Genomic DNA, 19,299 nt, shown 5'->3' with positions numbered 1-19,299 from the left:
CATAATGAAAAAGTATTTAATACTATGGGTGCTGACGCTGAGCTTGCTCACACCTTCTGTGTGGGCCTTAACCCTGGACGAAGCGCGCACGCAGGGCCGGGTCGGGGAAACGCTGAATGGCTATCTGGTGGCCTTAAAGAATGATGCCGAAACCCAGAAGCTGGTGCTTGATATCAATCATGCCCGCCGCGCCAGTTATCAGCAGTTAGCGGATAGCAATCATCTTCCCGTGGACGAGGTGGCGAAGATGGCAGGGCAAAAACTGGTTGAGCGCGCCAGGCCGGGAGAATATGTCCAGGGAATTAATGGCAAATGGATGCGTAAATAACCGCTTCCCGACAATTTTTTTACCGCAAAATGCATTTTTATATTGGTAATTTCTGAATATGAAGGTCGTATTTATATTAGGCGAACCGGAAACGCCATTTCTATACTGTTGACTGGTATCACTATTCGCGAGAGTAACCAGGTATGACGTCTGAAAAATTATCTGCTGCCTGCCATTGTGGCAGCGTCGTGTTTACCGTTCAACTTAGCGATGGCTTTCATACCGCCAGACGCTGCAACTGTTCGTTTTGTCGGATGCGCGGAGCGGTGGCAGTGTCTGCGCCGCTATCGGGTATTAAAGTGCTAAAAGGGCAGGATAAGCTTACCGAATATCGCTTCAATACGGGCAAGGCGGTGCATTTTTTCTGTTCGGTATGCGGGATATATACTTTTCATCAGCGCCGATCCAATCCCGATCAATATGGGGTCAATGTGGCGTGCATCGAAAATGTGTCGCCTTTTGATTTCGCCTGCGTTGAAGTCAATGATGGGGTAACGCATCCCAGCGATGGGGGCAGTAGCGGCGTGGTAGGATATTTGCGCTACGAACCTAAGAAGTCACCTCCCGTCGAAACGGGAGGCAAAAATATTTAAGCGGCTACTACGCTGTCAATCGCGGCTTTTGCATCGGCCTGGGCTTTAGCCGCCACTTCCGGCCCGTAGGCGATGCCTTCGGCAAAGACAAAATTCACGTCGGTAATACCGATAAAACCAAGGAACACTTTCAGGTAAGGCGCAATCAAATCCGTCGGGGTGTCTTTATGGATACCGCCGCGGCTGGAGAGAACCACCGCGCGTTTACCGGTTACCAGACCTTCCGGGCCTTTTTCGGTATAGCGGAAAGTGATACCGGCGCGGGCAATCAGATCAAAGTAGTTTTTCAGCTGCGTCGGGATATTGAAATTGTACATCGGCGCCGCAATAACGATGACGTCGTGGGCTTTCAGTTCAGCAATGAGTTCATCAGACAGCGCCAGAGCGTCCTGCTGACGTGGCGTTAAAGGCGCATCGCCCGGACGCATCGCGCCCACCAGCTCGCCATCCAGCACCGGAACAGGGTTGGCCGCCAGATCGCGGACAGTAATTTCATCTGCGACGTGTTTTTCGCGCCATTGTTCAATAAAATAGTCAGTCAACTGACCAGACTGAGAGTACCCTGCCAGAATACTGGATTTAAGAACTAATACCTTGCTCATGGGTGTTTCCTTTTATGTGTTTGAAGGGGCGAGCCCCGTTGCTTGTTGACACTTTATTCACAAATATGTCGCAGGGATAGCGCAATATATCGAACCCTTTGTTCGAAATTATTGAACAACACAAAAAAAGCCCCAATGTGGTACTCTATACCTATCATTTAAAACGATTTTAAACAGGCAGAATGCTGCCCAAGAGCTTTATGACTGAACAATCTATGTTGACGCTTCAGGTGTTACAGCAGCGGCTGGATGCACTGATGCTGCGCGACAAACAGCGCTTTGCGCGCCGCCTGCATGGCGTAAAGAAAGTAAAAAATCCTGATGCGCAACAGGCCATTTTCCAGACGATGGCGAAAGAAATTGAACAGGCTGCGGCGCAGGTCGCCCTCCGCGAAGCGGCGCGCCCCTCAATCACTTATCCGCAAAATCTGCCTGTTAGCCAGAAGAAACAGGACATTCTGGAAGCGATCCGCGATCATCAGGTGGTGATCGTAGCAGGAGAAACCGGTTCCGGTAAAACCACCCAGTTGCCGAAAATTTGTATGGAACTGGGACGCGGAATTAAAGGACTTATTGGACATACTCAGCCGCGTCGCCTGGCGGCGCGCACCGTCGCTAACCGCATTGCCGAAGAGTTGCAAACGGAGCCTGGCGGCTGCATCGGCTATAAAGTTCGTTTCAGCGATCATGTCAGTAGCAACACCATGGTCAAACTGATGACGGACGGTATCCTGCTGGCGGAAATCCAGCAGGACAGGCTGCTGATGCAGTACGACACCATCATTATTGATGAAGCGCATGAACGAAGCCTGAATATTGACTTCTTGCTCGGCTATCTGAAAGAGCTTCTGCCGCGTCGCCCCGATCTGAAAGTGATTATTACCTCTGCGACCATCGACCCGGAACGCTTCTCGCGCCACTTTAATAACGCGCCGATTATCGAAGTCTCTGGCCGAACGTATCCCGTAGAAGTTCGTTATCGCCCCATCGTGGAAGAGGCTGACGACACTGAACGCGATCAGCTACAGGCAATTTTCGACGCTGTTGATGAACTGGGGCGTGAAAGTCCCGGCGATATCCTGATTTTTATGAGCGGAGAGCGGGAAATCCGCGATACCGCCGACGCCCTGAACAAGCTGAACTTACGGCATACCGAAGTGTTGCCGCTGTATGCACGCTTGTCGAACAGCGAACAGAACCGCGTTTTCCAGTCGCACAGCGGACGCCGTATCGTGCTGGCGACTAACGTGGCGGAAACCTCGCTGACGGTGCCGGGTATCAAGTATGTGATCGATCCTGGCACTGCGCGCATCAGCCGCTACAGCTACCGCACTAAAGTGCAGCGCCTGCCGATTGAACCGATCTCACAGGCTTCCGCCAACCAGCGTAAAGGGCGTTGCGGACGCGTATCGGAAGGGATCTGCATTCGTCTGTATTCGGAAGATGACTTTTTGTCACGTCCGGAATTTACCGACCCGGAAATTCTACGTACCAACCTGGCGTCGGTTATTTTGCAGATGACCGCCCTGGGGCTGGGTGACATCGCCGCCTTCCCGTTTGTTGAAGCGCCGGATAAGCGCAATATTCAGGATGGCGTGCGTTTGTTGGAAGAGCTGGGGGCGATTACCGCCGACGAACAGCAAACGGCATATAAGCTGACGCCGCTGGGCCGACAATTATCTCAGCTGCCGGTCGACCCGCGCCTGGCGCGTATGGTTCTGGAAGCGCAAAAACATGGCTGTGCGCGCGAAGCGATGATCATTACTTCCGCACTCTCTATTCAGGATCCGCGCGAGCGCCCAGTGGACAAGCAGCAGGCTTCCGATGAGAAACACCGACGTTTCCATGATAAGGAATCCGATTTTCTGGCGTTTGTTAACCTGTGGAATTACCTCGGCGAGCAACAAAAGGCTCTGTCGTCGAATCAATTCCGCCGTCTGTGTCGCACCGACTATCTGAACTATTTACGCGTGCGTGAGTGGCAGGATATCTATACCCAACTGCGTCAGGTGGTAAAAGAACTGGGGATTCCGGTAAACAGTGAACCCGCAGAGTACCGGGAAATTCACGTTGCGTTGTTAACGGGGCTGTTGTCGCATATCGGGATGAAAGATGCCGATAAACAAGAGTACACCGGCGCGCGTAACGCCAGATTCTCTATTTTCCCCGGTTCCGGTTTATTCAAAAAACCGCCGAAATGGACAATGGTCGCAGAACTGGTGGAGACCAGCCGTTTGTGGGGGCGCATCGCTGCCCGCATTGAGCCAGAATGGGTGGAACCGGTAGCGCAGCACCTGATTAAACGTTCATATAGCGAACCGCACTGGGAGCGGGCGCAAGGCGCGGTGATGGCGACGGAAAAGGTTACTGTCTACGGTCTGCCGATTGTCGCCGCGCGCAAGGTGAATTACAGCCAGATTGACCCGGCGTTGTGTCGCGAGTTGTTTATCCGCCATGCGCTGGTGGAGGGGGACTGGCAAACCCGTCACGCCTTCTTCCGTGAGAATCTAAAATTGCGTGCGGAAGTCGAGGAACTTGAGCACAAATCTCGCCGCCGCGATATCCTGGTGGATGACGATACCCTGTTTGAGTTTTATGACCAGCGTATTAGCCATGACGTTATTTCCGCCCGCCACTTTGATAGTTGGTGGAAAAAAATCAGCCGCGAGACGCCGGATCTGCTCAACTTTGAAAAAAGTATGCTGATTAAAGAAGGCGCGGAAAAAATCAGCAAACTGGATTACCCGAACTTCTGGCACCAGGGCAATCTCAAGCTGCGTTTGAGCTATCAGTTTGAACCGGGCGCGGATGCTGACGGCGTGACCGTCCATATTCCGTTGCCGCTACTTAACCAGGTTGACGAGAGCGGTTTTGAATGGCAGATCCCAGGGCTGCGCCGTGAATTAGTTATTGCGCTGATAAAATCGTTGCCAAAACCGGTACGTCGCAACTTTGTTCCGGCGCCAAACTATGCTGAAGCGTTTTTAGGTCGCGTAACGCCGCTGGAGCTGCCGCTGCTGGACGCTCTGGAGCGTGAACTGCGCCGGATGACCGGCGTCACGGTCGACCGGGAAGACTGGCATTGGGATCAGGTGCCCGAGCATCTGAAAATCACGTTTCGCGTGGTGAATGACAAAAACAAGAAACTGCAGGAAGGGCGTTCGCTCGCCGAGCTTAAAAATGCGCTGAAAGGCAAAGTGCAGGAGACGCTCTCGGCGGTGGCGGATGACGGCATCGAGCAGAGCGGGCTGCATATCTGGAGTTTCGGCGAGCTGCCGGAAAGCTACGAACAGAAACGCGGTAATTATAAAGTGAAGGCGTGGCCGGCGTTAGTGGATGAGCGTGACAGCGTCGCTATCAAATTGTTTGATAATCCGCTGGAACAACAACAGGCGATGTGGTGCGGTTTACGCCGTCTGCTGTTGCTCAATATTCCTTCACCGATTAAGTATCTGCATGAGAAATTGCCTAATAAAGCCAAGCTGGGGCTGTACTTTAACCCGTACGGCAAAGTACTGGAGTTGATTGATGACTGTATCGCCTGCGGGGTAGATAAGCTGATAGATGCCAACGGCGGACCGGTGTGGAGCGAAGCAGGTTTCACCGCGCTGCACGAAAAGGTACGCGCCGAGCTGAATGATACTGTGGTGGATATCGCGAAGCAGGTTGAGCGCATCCTGACGACCGTATTCAATATCAATAAGCGTCTGAAAGGGCGGGTGGATATGAGCATGGCGTTGGGGCTTTCCGATATCAAGGCGCAGATGAGCGGTCTGGTATACCGTGGTTTTGTGACTGGCAACGGCTTTAAACGTCTCGGCGATACGCTGCGTTATCTGCAGGCAATTGAAAAGCGGCTGGAGAAACTGGCTGTCGATCCGCACCGCGATCGGGCGCAAATGCTGAAAGTCGAAAGCGTCCAGCAGGCGTGGCAACAATGGATAAATAAATTGCCTCCAGCGCGTCGCGAAGATGATGATGTTAAAGAGATCCGTTGGATGATTGAAGAACTGCGTGTCAGTTATTTCGCCCAACAGCTCGGTACGCCTTATCCTATTTCCGATAAGCGTATTTTACAGGCCATGGATCAGATTACGGCCTAAAAAGCCAGGCGACGATGTCTTTCAAAGAGATCCGGTACAAGTTCGGAACAAAAAGGAGGAATTATGAATACAACGCCATTTCCGGTGCTCTCTGCGGAAACATTGCTGGCGGTGAATACCGTCGGACAGTGGCTGGCGCAAAATGATTTTTCCGGCGAACAACCTTATTCGTCGGATTGCGTCGTCCTGGCGGGCAATGCGGTGATCCCCACTATCGACGCGGCCTGTCGCATCGCCAAAGCGCAAGGCGTTCCTTTACTGATTAGCGGCGGTATAGGTCATTCGACGCCGTTTTTGTACGCCGTGATTGCCCGGCATCCGCGCTACCATACTATTCGCACAACCGGACGCGCTGAAGCCGCTATCCTCGCGGATATCGCGAACCAGTTCTGGCATATTCCGGCTGAGAAAATTTGGCTGGAAGATCGGTCAACTAATTGCGGCGAAAATGCCCGTTTCTCCTGCGTACTGATCCGTCAGGCGAAAGAAAACATTAACACGGCTATCGTTGTGCAAGACCCCACCATGCAGCGGCGCACTATCGCGGCGTTTCGGCGCGTGACAAACGACGACACCGATGCGCCGCGCTGGCTGAGTTTTCCTGGTTTTGTTCCGGTACTGCGCCACCTTAACGGCGGTACACGTTTTGCCAACGTTGAAGAGGGCATCTGGACGGTGGAGCGTTATCTGTCTCTGATTGCCGGCGAGCTGCCACGTTTGCGTGACGATGAAACAGGGTATGGACCGCGTGGTAAAGATTTTATCATTCACGTTGATATCCCACGCGATATTGAAAAGGCATGGCAGGTATTACAGGCAGATACGACGCTGCGCAGTGCGTTAGAACAGAGAGCTTTACGCTAAAAATCGCCCGTTTGCGAGGGTGAACGGGCAAGTGCGACTACCATTTCATAAATTTGATGAATTATTTATAAAAGCTGGTTATGTTGTCGCTTTACGGTTTTCATTCAGGACGCGCTATGGGCAATAAGTATTCCGGCCTGCAAATTGGTATTCACTGGTTAGTCTTTTTTCTGGTTATTGTGGCTTACGCCGCGATGGAGCTACGCGGTTTTGCGCCGCGTAGTTATCGGCCCTGGTTTAATATGACGCATGTTTCATGTGGCATCACTATTTTGCTTTTAATGGTGGCGCGCTTGATTATTCGGCTGAAATATCCCACGCCGCCCATTGTTCCTCGTCCAAAACCGATGATGACCGGAATGGCGCATTTGGGACATCTGGTGATTTACCTGTTATTTATCGTGCTGCCTGTTATTGGTCTGGTCATGATGTATAACCGCGGCAATCCTTGGGTCGCATTTGGCATTACTATGCCCCATGCCGCCGAAGCTAACTTTGAACGCGTAGATATGCTGAAATCCTGGCACGTCACGCTGGCGAATCTGGGCTATTTTGTTATTGGACTTCATGCCATCGCTGCTTTGATGCATCACTATTTCTGGAAAGACAATACGCTGTTACGGATGATGCCGCGTAAGCGTGACTGACCGTCCTGTATGACGTTTGTCGCAGGTGGGGTTAACTGCTTCAGGCAAACAAGGCATCCATCAGAGGGGATGGCGTATTCCATACAGAAAACGCCTGCGTCTAACCAGGACCCGTGACGCAGGCGAAGGAGGACGGGTCTACATCGGAAGCGGGTATTATACTTATTTGTATGACAAATAAAATAAGCAATTGCTATTCCGTAATCCAATGTTTAATCAACGGGTTAAACCCACATGATCGCGCTGCCCGACCGCTCGGAAGTGCCTACACTTACGATGAACGTGGCATAGTGGCGGAAAATAGCGCAACGGCGCCATGTTGCTCCAAAGTCACCTTAGCGAAATGTTCGTCCAACACGCTGCGTAACGTATCGGCTGAATCATTGGTATTACTGAATATTCCTTTCTTGTTATAAACAGCCATTAATTTCTTACCAAAAGCATTGTGAGGAACCTCTTTGCCCAGAATCGTGGCACCAAAAAGTGTGCCGCCGGGTTTAAGCGCCACACCGGCATTTTTAATTGCCTTCGCTTTTGTTGTCATCTCACCAGGTAAGCAGTGCAGAAGATAGTACATCGAAACGGAATCGAAGCGCCCGTGCCAGTCCGCCGGGAACGTGTCGAAAACATCGTGTTGTAGTATGTCGCGGATTTTCGTATTACCCACTCGGCTGGCGGCTATTTTCAGGCTATCCGGATTTAAATCCATCAGCGAAATGGCATGAGTCGCAGGTGCATGTTTCAGGTAATAACCTGTACCTACGCCAATATCCAGGTGAGTCTCGCCCATGTGATGCAGGAAGAAAGGAAGTAGTCGCGTATCAGTAGGACACTTCCAGGCATATTTGTTTGAGATATTGAGTACCCACCAGTCATATAAGCTAAGCGTGAATGGGTTATAGACTTTTGCGCCTGATTGTTGTGTATGCTTCATTGTTCTCTCACTAAATAATTTCGCGCTGGAATTAAAACAACGAAGCAATCGTTAGGCAAGCATTAATCAGGTGAGTGAGTAATTTAATGCGACGAATAAAGGCGATATTATGAGTTAAGCGGTTATCTTAAAGAAGATAGAGGATAATAATAGCTGATAAATGAATTGATCAGTCATATTATTATAAGCTGATAATTAATAATCGTTAATATAAATATATTAAGCCTTATGATAATAGCAATGCAATTAAAAGCATGAGGAACAATATTTATTCATACACATAAAGCGATTATTGCACATTAATTGATATTTTAAATGTTACGCTGAGATAGCCATCGTGATTTAATATCACCTACCTGGAGGCGATATGATTGAGGTTTTTGAAGCGTTTGGCTGGACCTTACTTTTAGGCGGTCTGGCAGTGGCAGTACTGTTTATCACTGCACTGGATAGAAAACGGTAGTCATTGCATTTGACGCGCCTGTTGAGTCGGTATTACAAATAATTGTACCTGAAATCTACCACTTCTGAAGTTTGCGATATTTTGCCATTCTGACGGCAAGGGGTAATCCTGACTAAAGTTACCGCCGCTTATCAACCAGACACGATGGTAACTTTTTGAAAGCGTTGTCAGAGTATCAATATATGTCTGATCGGCTTGCGCATAAAACAGTGATCCAAAGCCATAGGCATTCGGTCTGCCTGATGTTCCGTGTGCGTTAGGCGGTGTATAAAGAAACGTACGATAATCTCGCTTATTATAATACACATAACTTAAATAATCGAACATTTTACTGACCACCACGGCATCATTAGGCTGGTGACGGGTATTAATATAGTTTACCAGTGGTTTAAACTCGTCTATGTGCTCAGGGTTATTATGATATGAACCATAGCCGAATAATAAGGTGAATAAGATAAACCAGAAGCCACAAACCGCTTTTTTTGCGCGGGTAAGTAATACCGCGAGCAGGGGAGGAATGCTCAGCGATGAGAAGAAGAAATAACGATCGATAAATAACGGCATCCACCAGGAAATGATGAAGACCAGCATTACAGGGATGACCAGATTACAAAATAATATCAGCTGATATCTTTCATATTCTCCGTTGCATAAAGATATTCGCCCCACAGTACCGATAAAACTTCCCACAGCCAGCCACAGAATGATCGACGGAAAACCCTGTCCGTTGTTTCCGGTAAAGAAATGCCAGTACATTGCAGGCAGATCACGCCATGTTACGGGGGGAATCCAACCGATATCATTACCGGCTCTCAACTGCGCCAGATGAGTCAGTAAATTAAACAATACGGGTAACCAGGGGAGATAAGCGACAGCAATTGCCAGGTTAGCAAACCACCAGCCAGGAAGTTTAAGGTAGCAGGCCGTTTTATGGCTTTGGCAGGATAATTTTGTTACTGCGATCCAGTGGGCAATAAGTGCAAATAGAGTGAAATAATGGGTGTAAAAACTGAACGTCATAAGTAAAGCATACGCGATAAGATAGCGATTATGGGTGGGGGTTTTTATCCACATCATCAATGCTAACGCGGCAGCGAGCGTTAGCATTCCCATTAACGCGTACATGCGCGTTTCTTGACTGTAATGGACTGCCATCGGCATCAAGGCGGCGAACCATCCCGCCAATAAGGCTGTACGCTCATTTGCCAGCCATCGCGTAAGCGCGATAACCAGCACAACTGTCAGGATCCCAAAGAGTAGACTGAGAGAGCGTACCGCTGCAATGCTATCACCCCATAATATCATCCAGTCATGCAGTAACAGATAATAAAGTGGAGGATGCACGTCAAAAGCGGCATGGAAGAGCAGATTGTTTACGTTATGGCGACTAATCAGCACGCTGGACGCTTCGTCACACCAAAGGTAGCGGTCAGTTAAAAATAGCAACCGCATAAGGGCGGAGAACATGACAATGAGACAAACATGATATTTATATTTTATTTTTCTTAACCCATCGCCGGGCTGCCATATTGATAGTTGTGGTAGCGCCATAATATCCTCAATGGAGTAAGATTTAGACCAGAATGGACACCTGACGCAATAATGAAGGTTAAAATCTTAACCAACACTAAATAAAAATAACTTTGATAATGTCAGCGGTGAATTAATCAGAATAGTGCAGTGCAACTCAGTAATCCTGACCGTAATGGCGAAGCAGTCTATGCTCTAAAAACCGGGTCAAGCCGACAATAAAGGTAACGCCAATAAGATACACTATGGCGGCAAAAAGGTAAGCATGGAAGAATTTAAAGCTAGTTGCAGCAACCTCCTGAATTCGCGCGAAAAACTCAGTATATTGGATAAGAAAAACGATGGTGCTGTCTTTAAGATTATTAATCACCTGATTCGTTAAGGCTGGAATGGAAGACAGCAATACCTGAGGCAGTATAATCCACAAAAAGACCTGCCGTTTGTTCAACCCCTGAACGACTGCGGCCTCCGTTTCATACTTATTTAATGCGTTATAGGCCGTTGTCATGTACGCGGCATTATATGCGCCGACATTTAAGGTAAACCCTGTAACCGCCACGGTAAAAGAGGACAGGTGAATGCCAGATTGAGGTAAACCATAATAGATAACAAACAGAATAAGAATGAGTGGCGTACCGATAAAGAAATCCATGTACAGTCGAGTTAAGGCTTTTACCACGGGTCGATGGCTCAGGCTCAGAAAAAAAATGATAATTCCCCACAAAAAGCCGGTGATGGAAACAATCAGCGCAAGTTTACAGGTTTCTTTAATACCATCCACAACAAGTGGCAGTTGTTCAGTCAGGTCATTAAAGAAGAGAGACCAGCCAGCGATCATCGTTGTGCCTCGCTAAAAAAACAGTGGATATCTGGATCCGTTTCTCGTAAGGCAAGATCGGTAAAAGCACCTTCTGCACGAATCTTGCCATGATTAAGAAACGTTACGTTATCGCTTAGTAATCTGGCGAGGTGAACATCATGAGTGACGCATAATATAGTGACGCCATTGTCGTGAAGTTGCTTAATCAACATTCCGACTTCACGAGTCATGAGCGGATCAAGCGCAGACGTCGGCTCATCAAAAATAATGAGTTCTGGGTCGGTGACCATTGTGCGGGCCAGGGCGACGCGCTGTTGCTGCCCGCCCGATAATTGCGAAGGGTATTTCGCGCTATGCGAGACCATATCAAGTTTTTGTAGCTCATGTAAGGCTTTCTCCCGGGCTAGTTGTCCCGACATGCCAAACACTTTACATAGGGCAAGGGTAATGTTATCCATGACGTTAAGATGGCGATACAAAGCGTAATTCTGGAAGACACAACCAACTTTTTTTCTGAACTCAAGAAGAGTAAATTCCTTGTCATAAATATTTCTCCCGTGAAAATAAATATCACCATAATCAGGCTCTTCTAATCGAAGCAGACAGCGTAAAAGCGTCGTTTTTCCACTACCGGATGGCCCCATGACTACTTTCATGTCTCCCGATTGAATTTTCAGACTAACCGTATCAAGAACCTTTTTTCCTGAATATTCCTTACTTATCTCTTTTAGTTCCAGTAAAGCCATGAGTATCACCTCTATTTTTATGCTTCAACTGATGCGATATTTTTTCTCAAGCACTCCGGCCAGAAGAGTAAAAACTTTATAAATAATGAAATATAATACCCCGGCAAGAGTATAGATCTGTAACCCGTTCAGCGTGATGGCTGTCAGTGACATTGCCTGCTTCGTTATTTCAGCGATACCTACAGTATAAGCAAAGGGCGTCGCTTTTAATACAGAAGAAAACTCATTGATAATACCGGGCACAGAAAATCGCAACATCTGTGGCAACTCAATATTTAATATAATCTGTAATTGACGCATTCCTGCTACTTTCGCTACCGTGATTTCGAATGGCTCAACTAATTTAAGCGCCCCTCTGAACACCTCGGCAAGATAACTTCCGCTGATTAAGCCGACGCTGAGGTTCATGGCCACCAGAGGTGAAACATATATGCCAATCGATGGCAATCCAAAATAAACAAGAAAAACAGCAATAAGTATTGGAATTCCCCGAAGAATAAAGACCAGTACATCGAGTATCTTCTGTAGTGGAAGGGGGGATAGTCGCCGTAATACGGCGACTGTAAGCCCGGTCAAAAACGCTGAGAGAAAACAGGTAAAGGTTACAAGCAGCGTATTACCAATCCCTTCCAATAGGAAATAAAAGATAGCCAGCATATTACCTGATGACATAGCTTACTATTTCATCCAGCTATCGACGATGCCAGATATTTTTTGTGGCCCTTGCTCTTTAAGCCATAAGTTAAAATCATCGCGCACGGGGGAGCCTTTCTTAAAGGCAATGCCAAGTTGATCAACATTCTTGAAAACATAACGACTTTCTATCGGCATCTTTTTCTTATTTTTGAAGGTAAAATAAACCGGCTCTTCTATAAAAGCCAGATCAAGATTACCATTTTTTAGATCAGTCATCGTCTCATTATAGGTTGGATATAATTTTACTTTACTTAACGAGTAGTATCCTTTGGGCTCCAGATCGTTTTTGATAAGGTCGGAGTAAGCCATTCCTCGAGGGTATCCAATAGAATATTGATTTAATTCATTGAGGTTATTGAGCGTTATTTTATGATTGGCCATACTGACCAGATAAAAAGAGTTGATGTAATAAGGTTCAGAAAAATCAATAACTTTCTTACGTTTATCTGTGATTGAAATTCCCGAAAATGCGACATCTGCCTGACCACTCGCCACTGCGCCAAGCATTCCATCCCAGGCATATTCGGTGATGTTTAGCTTACAATGCCGTGACTGACAGTAAGACGTAAAAAGCTCCAGATCTATCCCCTGCAATTTGCCATCAGCACTTTTAAATAACATAGGGGGAGAGGCCGGTGATACTGCGACATTGAGTGTTTTCCCTTCAACGATGCTATCAGCAAAAGCTGAAGACGACATTATTCCCAACACTATCATCGATAAGCCAATTTTTTTGGATAACATGCTATCTATTTCCTGTGGTAAGGTAATGCGTATTATAAATTAAGCATTAGGGCGTGAACCTGACATTTGCAGGCGTAAAGTACTTAACGTTATGTATTCCATCGCTGTTAACTAATTTAATCAGGAGGTTTGACAGGAATCATCAAAGGGAATGGATTGAATATACCATGAGATATCAACTGGATATGAGTGCAGCGACCCCATGAAAGGTGAAAATGTAAAGATACCATAGACATTAGTATACTGGACATAGTTTATGCTCCATTTACGCATACATATTTACATGATAAGCAGATAAATGCTTCAGTGACGGTGCCTTTAATGTCTCTAAGTATCATCTTACCACTCTATTCACGGCCAATATAAAGACTTATCTTTGCTTGTCAAATACATTTTCTGAGCTAAGTTGATTTGCGTGCTATCTATATTTGCAAGCATATAAATTATTTGTCTTATGAACAAGCGACAACAAATCAGGAGTTCTGACGATGTTGTTATGTTTATCAAAACGTTAACTTGTTTTAATCGATAATAATCTTAATTCAGAAATATCTTAATATATACGGTTTTCGAGATAAAATTCTCAAATTAACATCGTACATCTTATGTAATAAATATAAATACGATAAATAAATCCAAAACTAAGACTGCCAACCGGATAACAAACAGCAATAAAGAGGGTTCTTCATTAAGTTATCCTGGCAACGGTTAAGGTGGTAACATTTTCGGTGGCTCTACCCATTTTAATCGTGTTCACAACACGTTAATTACCTTATGATTACCATGGTAATTAAAAATGAATCCTTGATGACTCGTTGGCTGAGTGAAAAGAAAATTCTACATCACATAGGCGCATGTATCGCGTATAATGGGCTTCGATGCCCCTAATCATTGCTATGACATAATAATATGTATCTTAACCGCTTTTGTTATTTGCTCCTGATCTCCGCTGCGGTCGGAAGCATTTTTACATCGCATCCCGTCGCGATGTGGTTCCTGCTTGCCAATGTGCTAACGCTGGCGATCTACGGTATAGACAAAACGGCGGCACGTAAAACCTGGCGCAGAGTGCCGGAATCCACTTTATTGGTGTTTGGGGTTGTCGGTGGGTGGCCTGGTGCGATTGTTGGTCAACAACTCTTCCGTCATAAAACGCAAAAGCAGCCATTCAAAACATACTTTATCGTCAGTGTGATAGTGAGTATTGTAGTTACGGTGGCGATCTATCGACTCTATCCATTTTTGTCTTACTGAACATAGAGTATGTATCACTCATTGACCAACCGGCAGCAAAGACAGCATCATATTTTCATGCCACTGGCACTATGATATTGAACGATGTTTTACTCACGGCGTACCGCAGCCGATGGAACATTATTCAGTGGAATAATGATGAGCTATAAAACTTTCTAACATTGTGGCAAAACAATGATGGACCTCCTGGGTTGGATGGACCAGGTCGTTGAAGACGTATTGTGGACGTATATCCAGCTGAGGGTCTTTAGCCCCGGGAACATGTACATAGCCGTGGTGAGTATAAGGGTTTTCCGTATCATAACCAATATTACTGGCCACATCCATTATCACCTTAAATGCATCGGCAGTCTCGTAATAGCATATTTTGTGCTGGGGGTATTTTTCTTTTAATTCTTCAACATTAGTTTTTAACAGGGCATTGTGAGCGATGCTTTCATCCTTAAGTTTTCTTTTTTCATCAGAATGTTTGCCATAGGGTGTTAAAGACAAATCGGGAATTCCCAAGACCAATACATTATTAACTCCACCGGAAATTATTTTTTCAATATCATCAATTTGTTTCTCAACGACCATCATTACATTGTCTTTGTGTAGTGTCATATAGTCATTAGCCCCCAATAAAAATATCGCCAGGTCCTGGTGAGAAGGGGTGTAAGATGCGATTTGTCTGTCCGTATTTGATACAAAGTCGCCGAGGCAATTAAAGCATGAATAGCTTGCCGATGTACTTCCCCCTTCAGCAAAATTAAGCATCTCTTTACCTAAGAAGTGTGGGGACGATAAAAACTCAGTCCAGGTAAATCCATTAGTAAACCTTCCGCCAAAGTATTGACCATAGGAGGGTAAGATATGATGTGTTTTTTCAAACATACGCCCCATGGAGTCAGATAAACTGTCGCCAAAAAATACCAGTCTGGTAATATCACCCAAAGAAATATTTTTTGGCTTGGGATGTAAGTTATTGATTTCTTTGGCAAGGCCAAAAGCTTCCGGATGACATTCAACCTCAATAGATAGAATATCTTCACCATTATCACCTTTAATAATCAACTTGTCGGCGTGTTCCTGTGATTCTATAATAAACTGTTCTTTACATCCCTGAGACGCTAAGGCTCGAAGTTTGATGTAGGCTCCACGAACCTGTACCGGTGTTAGATTCAGTTCCTGATAGTGGTAAAGTTTAAAGATACATTCGAGCGCCTCTGCATGGTGGGTGGTGAAGAAGTACGCTTTGATTTTCTCCCATAAACTTAATTCCGGAAGGCGTGCGCTTTCTTTTATCGCATTAAATCTTTCAGCACTGATAGATGATGTGAAATAACCCTGTCCAACACTCAATGGCATAGTGTCCTCCTTACTAATTAATCACGCTTTAGCAAAACATTAATTAACAAATATTAGCAAGAAAAGTAATCAGGTAAATGGTGTATATAGAATTGCGCTTCTTTAACAGTTTGTCGCCGCCAAAAAACACATGCAATATTTATTATTTTTCAACGAAGTAAATATATCATCAACAACGTGAGGTTAATGCCGGGTACATATTATCTGACTGCTATCATTATTGACTGTGCGTCTGGTTAAGGCAAACCTCTAAAAAAAGTAGCCACTCCTGATTTTAGTGTGCTGGCGTGGGTATGAGCTGGCTTGATACTCAGGAAAATTAGGTAAGCTTATCATCAAGCTATTATTTCCAAGGGGGTGGTGTTTTATATAACGTGTTGATTTCTATTTTCATATTAAATATTTCTTAAGTGAGTTAACTATAATGAGTGATGATTCAATTATTAAAAACTCTTCAATGCTTTTGGCCTATTTAGGTGGTCTGGGATGGGGGAGCGCCTATTTTTATGGCTGGGGCGTCTCCGCGTACTATGGTTTCCCGTGGTGGTATGTAGGCGTCGGCCCTGACAACATTGCCCGAAGTCTATTCCATGCGATTAGCCTGATGGCTATATTCATAATAGCGTGGGGAGTGGGTATTCTATTATTTTTTTTAGTAAAGCAAAAAGCACGTATTCACGACCTTAGCTTCTTACGCCTTTTTTTGGCAGCGGTCTTGTTCTTTATTCCAATTGTTATCGAGTTTTCTCTCTTAACAGAATCGTTTTTGTGGGAGCTTTTTTTTATCATTTTACTGGTGGCTTTATGCCTATCGGTGGGGATGCGTTTTTATAGTAAATTGATGCCAGTGATTTGTTTTACGCAACTCAGTTGGGTGCGAAGACATTGTTTCACTATAGTTATGATTGGTTTTATTATATATTTTTTTATATTTTCTTTTTTTGTTGGGATCTATAAGCCACAATTAAAGAAAGAATACGAAATGATATTGTATGATGGAGGCTGGTACTACGTCCTGGCCAGGTATCATGATAGTTTTATTTTGTCGAAATCCTTTACTAAAAATAACAATAGATTTATTATTTTTAGACCAGAAGATGGACACTCTTATGAAATTACCCTGGTAAAAGTCAGACTTTAATAAAATACTGGTTGGCAAGAGCGTGAAATGACGCCAGAGCTTCCCATGGCAGAGATTAGAGAAAGAACTGAGCGCCCATATCTGTAGGCTGTGGAATAGCAATGCCGGGAAGGGCATGGCATGACACTTTATCTGACATTACCATCTGAGTGGCAGTTTAGCAGATGTTTCAGGCCAAACCCAAGTTGAATTGGACCGCTCAGAAGCCGATTACCTACATAACAAATCCTGGCCGCAAGCTTATGCTGTGGGCGGAATATACGACCGCTATTATCCAGATTGGCTGTTAACTTATTTATTTTCCCATAGTAACCTATAACAGGGCTCCCTGAGGCATTGGCTAGCATCTGTGCATTGGAAAAACAGCTTCCATTTGCACTATAGCAACTTATAAAGTTTATTGCCTCATGAGAGTTGCTAATATGGCGGATTGATTTGAAAAGTGATGATGACTGACTTGCACCGGAACCGTACCCATTTTCATGTTGAACAACAAAAGGAGCACCATGTTTACAAATCGAAATAGGCATGGATTATTACCTGAGATTGATTTCAAATTAACAATAATGATGACGCTTTTGGGTATTAAAAATCTTTCAAATAACGCTCATTTGATTTTTTGTCCACATTGACTAAGCCAGGAAAGACACAGGGTTGAGATATTTTCGCTAGCCGTCGGCGGTGTATCGCAGTTGTGATGTTACGTTCTTACAAGACTGACATCTGCATATCATAACCTTTATTCATTACCACCTGGTGAGTAAATAAAAACTATTGAGCAAATATTTACTTCTGGGTAATGGGACTGGATTCACCGGCATTACCTCTGTACTCCAGTCGGGCAAAACATTGCAGCATATAAAAGAAGCTTTGGCGTTTATTGTCTGTAGCCTGAAAAAGTTCTCGTGAGCTGAATATGCTGAATGTGAACTGATTCTTGATGGTCTATGCCGGAAATCTATAAGCTATTGATTTTTATATTGTGTGTAATTTTACAATTACATAAATATAAAATTCTGATAGTATACCCCCCTATAGTATATGGAGGTCGAATGCCGCATTCACCTGAAGATAAAAAACGTATCCTTACCCGCGTTCGTCGCATTCGCGGGCAGGTCGAAGCGCTGGAGCGAGCGCTTGAGTCTGGCGAACCTTGTCTGGCTATTCTGCAACAGATTGCCGCCGTGCGCGGCGCGTCTAATGGCCTGATGAGTGAAATGGTTGAGATCCATCTGAAAGATGAGCTGGTCAGCGGGGAAACTACGCCAGATCAGCGCGCGGTTCGGATGGCGGAAATCGGCCATCTTCTTCGCGCTTATCTAAAATAACAATTTCCCTCACCGTAACAGGAAGAGATATATGAAATCACGTGCAGCAGTTGCTTTTGGTCCCGGTCAGCCGCTAAAAATTGTCGAGATTGACGTTGCGCCGCCGAAAAAAGGCGAAGTTCTGGTCAAAATCACCCATACCGGCGTTTGCCATACCGATGCTTTTACCCTTTCCGGCGATGATCCGGAAGGCGTATTCCCGGCAGTCCTGGGTCACGAAGGCGGCGGCGTGGTAGTCGAGGTCGGCGAGGGGGTCACCAGCCTGAAACCCGGCGACCATGTTATTCCACTGTACACGGCGGAATGCGGCGAGTGTAAGTTCTGTAAGTCAGGTAAAACTAACCTTTGCCAGGCCGTACGCGCCACTCAGGGAAAAGGGCTGATGCCGGATGGCACTACCCGCTTTTCTTATAACGGCGACCCCGTTTATCACTATATGGGAACCAGCACGTTCAGCGAATATACCGTTTGCGCGGAAATTTCTCTGGCGAAAGTGAACCCGCAGGCGCCGCTGGATAAAGTGTGTCTGTTGGGCTGCGGCGTGACGACGGGTATTGGCGCCGTCCATAACACCGCTAAAGTGAAAGCGGGCGACACCGTTGCCGTTTTTGGTTTAGGCGGTATTGGGCTGGCGGTTATTCAGGGCGCGGTTCAGGCTAAAGCCGGGCGTATTTTAGCTGTCGACACGAATCCGGAAAAATTTACGCTGGCGGGCGAAATGGGGGCTACGGACTTTATTAATCCGAATGATTACGACAAACCGATCCAGGACGTTATTGTTGAGCTTACTGATGGCGGCGTAGATTTCAGTTTTGAATGTATCGGCAACGTTAACGTGATGCGAGCGGCGCTGGAATGTTGTCATAAAGGCTGGGGCGAAAGCATTATTATTGGCGTAGCGGGAGCAGGGCAGGAAATCAAAACCCGTCCCTTCCAGCTAGTGACCGGTCGCGTCTGGCGTGGCTCCGCCTTTGGCGGCGTGAAAGGGCGCACGCAGCTGCCAGGGATGGTCGAAGATGCGATGAACGGTAAAATCCGTTTAGATCCTTTTATTACTCACCGCCTGCCGCTGGAGCAGATTAACGATGCCTTTGAACTGATGCATCAGGGTAAATCCATCCGTACTGTTATCCACTTTGGCGATAACTGATTCATCCGC

General features: G+C 46.0%; 18 protein-coding genes. 9 read left to right on the top strand and 9 right to left on the bottom strand.

Annotated elements, in window-relative coordinates; genetic code table 11:
- Positions 1–4 precede the first annotated feature (4 nt).
- Entirely contained in the window at positions 5–328 is a 324-nt protein-coding gene (locus tag ACLD3P_RS05660; protein WP_000760345.1) for a YdbL family protein, read from the top strand.
- A 143-nt stretch (positions 329–471) separates the two neighbouring features.
- Entirely contained in the window at positions 472–921 is a 450-nt protein-coding gene (locus tag ACLD3P_RS05655) for a GFA family protein (RefSeq protein ID WP_001518898.1), read from the top strand.
- Here ACLD3P_RS05655 and azoR read toward each other — a convergent pair.
- Positions 918–1,523, bottom strand: coding sequence for an FMN-dependent NADH-azoreductase (gene azoR, locus ACLD3P_RS05650; protein ID WP_000048924.1), 606 nt, complete (start codon positions 1,521–1,523; stop codon positions 918–920). The two genes, ACLD3P_RS05655 and azoR, sit on opposite strands and share 4 nt — an antisense overlap.
- 200 nt (positions 1,524–1,723) lie before the next feature.
- Here azoR and hrpA point away from each other — a divergent pair, with 200 nt between their 5' ends.
- From hrpA to cybB, 3 genes are all read left to right on the top strand, one after another.
- Positions 1,724–5,626 (top strand): ATP-dependent RNA helicase HrpA, encoded by a 3,903-nt coding sequence (gene hrpA / locus ACLD3P_RS05645; RefSeq protein WP_411006422.1) that lies wholly within the window; start codon positions 1,724–1,726, stop codon positions 5,624–5,626.
- A 63-nt stretch (positions 5,627–5,689) separates the two neighbouring features.
- Complete coding sequence (locus ACLD3P_RS05640; protein WP_411006423.1) at positions 5,690–6,490, top strand: YdcF family protein; 801 nt, start codon at positions 5,690–5,692, stop codon at positions 6,488–6,490.
- Between the two features lie 116 nt (positions 6,491–6,606).
- On the top strand, positions 6,607–7,137 hold the full coding sequence (gene cybB, locus ACLD3P_RS05635; protein ID WP_000527279.1) for a cytochrome b561: 531 nt from the start codon (positions 6,607–6,609) through the stop codon (positions 7,135–7,137).
- A 271-nt stretch (positions 7,138–7,408) separates the two neighbouring features.
- Here the strand turns inward: cybB and ACLD3P_RS05630 are convergent, their stop codons facing one another.
- The 6 genes from ACLD3P_RS05630 to ACLD3P_RS05605 all read right to left on the bottom strand — a co-directional run bounded on the left by ACLD3P_RS05630 (position 7,409) and on the right by ACLD3P_RS05605 (position 13,070).
- The gene (locus ACLD3P_RS05630; protein WP_131046305.1) at positions 7,409–8,071 is read right to left on the bottom strand and encodes a class I SAM-dependent methyltransferase; all 663 of its coding nucleotides are present in this window, start codon (positions 8,069–8,071) and stop codon (positions 7,409–7,411) included.
- 463 nt (positions 8,072–8,534) lie between these two features.
- Entirely contained in the window at positions 8,535–10,085 is a 1,551-nt protein-coding gene (locus tag ACLD3P_RS05625; RefSeq protein WP_131046306.1) for a glycosyltransferase family 39 protein, read from the bottom strand.
- A 136-nt stretch (positions 10,086–10,221) separates the two neighbouring features.
- Positions 10,222–10,902, bottom strand: coding sequence for an amino acid ABC transporter permease (locus ACLD3P_RS05620; protein WP_076935273.1), 681 nt, complete (start codon positions 10,900–10,902; stop codon positions 10,222–10,224).
- Positions 10,899–11,630 (bottom strand): amino acid ABC transporter ATP-binding protein, encoded by a 732-nt coding sequence (locus ACLD3P_RS05615; RefSeq protein ID WP_076935272.1) that lies wholly within the window; start codon positions 11,628–11,630, stop codon positions 10,899–10,901. Before ACLD3P_RS05615 ends, ACLD3P_RS05620 begins: the two co-directional genes overlap by 4 nt.
- 24 nt (positions 11,631–11,654) lie before the next feature.
- Positions 11,655–12,302 carry an amino acid ABC transporter permease gene (locus ACLD3P_RS05610; protein WP_076935271.1) on the bottom strand — a complete coding sequence of 216 codons (648 nt, stop codon included), beginning with the start codon at positions 12,300–12,302 and terminating at the stop codon, positions 11,655–11,657.
- Between the two features lie 6 nt (positions 12,303–12,308).
- On the bottom strand, positions 12,309–13,070 hold the full coding sequence (locus ACLD3P_RS05605) for a transporter substrate-binding domain-containing protein (protein ID WP_131046307.1): 762 nt from the start codon (positions 13,068–13,070) through the stop codon (positions 12,309–12,311).
- Positions 13,071–13,979: 909 nt separating this feature from the next.
- Here ACLD3P_RS05605 and ACLD3P_RS05600 point away from each other — a divergent pair.
- Positions 13,980–14,324 carry a DUF1294 domain-containing protein gene (locus ACLD3P_RS05600; RefSeq protein WP_000281190.1) on the top strand — a complete coding sequence of 115 codons (345 nt, stop codon included), beginning with the start codon at positions 13,980–13,982 and terminating at the stop codon, positions 14,322–14,324.
- 120 nt (positions 14,325–14,444) lie between these two features.
- Here the strand turns inward: ACLD3P_RS05600 and sseJ are convergent, their stop codons facing one another.
- Positions 14,445–15,671: an SPI-2 type III secretion system effector SseJ gene (gene sseJ, locus ACLD3P_RS05595; protein WP_131046308.1), complete on the bottom strand. Its 1,227-nt coding sequence runs from the start codon at positions 15,669–15,671 to the stop codon at positions 14,445–14,447.
- Positions 15,672–16,095: 424 nt separating this feature from the next.
- Here sseJ and ACLD3P_RS05590 point away from each other — a divergent pair, with 424 nt between their 5' ends.
- Entirely contained in the window at positions 16,096–16,812 is a 717-nt protein-coding gene (locus tag ACLD3P_RS05590; protein WP_001527697.1) for a hypothetical protein, read from the top strand.
- Between the two features lie 128 nt (positions 16,813–16,940).
- Here ACLD3P_RS05590 and ACLD3P_RS05585 read toward each other — a convergent pair whose 3' ends face one another.
- Complete coding sequence (locus ACLD3P_RS05585) at positions 16,941–17,342, bottom strand: effector protein (RefSeq protein ID WP_131046309.1); 402 nt, start codon at positions 17,340–17,342, stop codon at positions 16,941–16,943.
- Between the two features lie 522 nt (positions 17,343–17,864).
- Between ACLD3P_RS05585 and ACLD3P_RS05580 the strand changes: the two genes are divergently transcribed.
- Together ACLD3P_RS05580 and ACLD3P_RS05575 are read left to right on the top strand one after the other, a co-directional pair.
- Positions 17,865–18,140 carry a metal/formaldehyde-sensitive transcriptional repressor gene (locus tag ACLD3P_RS05580; protein WP_001120770.1) on the top strand — a complete coding sequence of 92 codons (276 nt, stop codon included), beginning with the start codon at positions 17,865–17,867 and terminating at the stop codon, positions 18,138–18,140.
- A gap of 31 nt (positions 18,141–18,171) precedes the next feature.
- A complete protein-coding gene (locus ACLD3P_RS05575; protein ID WP_131046310.1) occupies positions 18,172–19,290 on the top strand; it encodes an S-(hydroxymethyl)glutathione dehydrogenase/class III alcohol dehydrogenase in 1,119 nt (372 codons plus the stop codon).
- Positions 19,291–19,299: the final 9 nt, after the last annotated feature.

Source organism: Salmonella sp. 741265073_HBA (assembly GCF_046569105.1).
GTDB classification, from domain to species: domain Bacteria; phylum Pseudomonadota; class Gammaproteobacteria; order Enterobacterales; family Enterobacteriaceae; genus Salmonella; species Salmonella enterica.
The sequence above is the reverse complement of the archived record's forward strand: the minus strand, read 5'-3'. Positions and strand labels throughout refer to the sequence as shown.

Excerpts from the sequence above, each read along its gene's own strand:
- ACLD3P_RS05660 (WP_000760345.1), top strand. The coding sequence starts at position 5 with ATGAAAAAGTATTTAATACTATGGGTGCTGACGCTGAGCTTGCTCACA.
- ACLD3P_RS05655 (WP_001518898.1), top strand. The coding sequence starts at position 472 with ATGACGTCTGAAAAATTATCTGCTGCCTGCCATTGTGGCAGCGTCGTG.
- azoR (WP_000048924.1), bottom strand. The coding sequence starts at position 1,523 with ATGAGCAAGGTATTAGTTCTTAAATCCAGTATTCTGGCAGGGTACTCT.
- hrpA (WP_411006422.1), top strand. The coding sequence starts at position 1,724 with ATGACTGAACAATCTATGTTGACGCTTCAGGTGTTACAGCAGCGGCTG.
- ACLD3P_RS05640 (WP_411006423.1), top strand. The coding sequence starts at position 5,690 with ATGAATACAACGCCATTTCCGGTGCTCTCTGCGGAAACATTGCTGGCG.
- cybB (WP_000527279.1), top strand. The coding sequence starts at position 6,607 with ATGGGCAATAAGTATTCCGGCCTGCAAATTGGTATTCACTGGTTAGTC.
- ACLD3P_RS05630 (WP_131046305.1), bottom strand. The coding sequence starts at position 8,071 with ATGAAGCATACACAACAATCAGGCGCAAAAGTCTATAACCCATTCACG.
- ACLD3P_RS05625 (WP_131046306.1), bottom strand. The coding sequence starts at position 10,085 with ATGGCGCTACCACAACTATCAATATGGCAGCCCGGCGATGGGTTAAGA.
- ACLD3P_RS05620 (WP_076935273.1), bottom strand. The coding sequence starts at position 10,902 with ATGATCGCTGGCTGGTCTCTCTTCTTTAATGACCTGACTGAACAACTG.
- ACLD3P_RS05615 (WP_076935272.1), bottom strand. The coding sequence starts at position 11,630 with ATGGCTTTACTGGAACTAAAAGAGATAAGTAAGGAATATTCAGGAAAA.
- ACLD3P_RS05610 (WP_076935271.1), bottom strand. The coding sequence starts at position 12,302 with ATGTCATCAGGTAATATGCTGGCTATCTTTTATTTCCTATTGGAAGGG.
- ACLD3P_RS05605 (WP_131046307.1), bottom strand. The coding sequence starts at position 13,070 with ATGTTATCCAAAAAAATTGGCTTATCGATGATAGTGTTGGGAATAATG.
- ACLD3P_RS05600 (WP_000281190.1), top strand. The coding sequence starts at position 13,980 with ATGTATCTTAACCGCTTTTGTTATTTGCTCCTGATCTCCGCTGCGGTC.
- sseJ (WP_131046308.1), bottom strand. The coding sequence starts at position 15,671 with ATGCCATTGAGTGTTGGACAGGGTTATTTCACATCATCTATCAGTGCT.
- ACLD3P_RS05590 (WP_001527697.1), top strand. The coding sequence starts at position 16,096 with ATGAGTGATGATTCAATTATTAAAAACTCTTCAATGCTTTTGGCCTAT.
- ACLD3P_RS05585 (WP_131046309.1), bottom strand. The coding sequence starts at position 17,342 with ATGCCTATTTCGATTTGTAAACATGGTGCTCCTTTTGTTGTTCAACAT.
- ACLD3P_RS05580 (WP_001120770.1), top strand. The coding sequence starts at position 17,865 with ATGCCGCATTCACCTGAAGATAAAAAACGTATCCTTACCCGCGTTCGT.
- ACLD3P_RS05575 (WP_131046310.1), top strand. The coding sequence starts at position 18,172 with ATGAAATCACGTGCAGCAGTTGCTTTTGGTCCCGGTCAGCCGCTAAAA.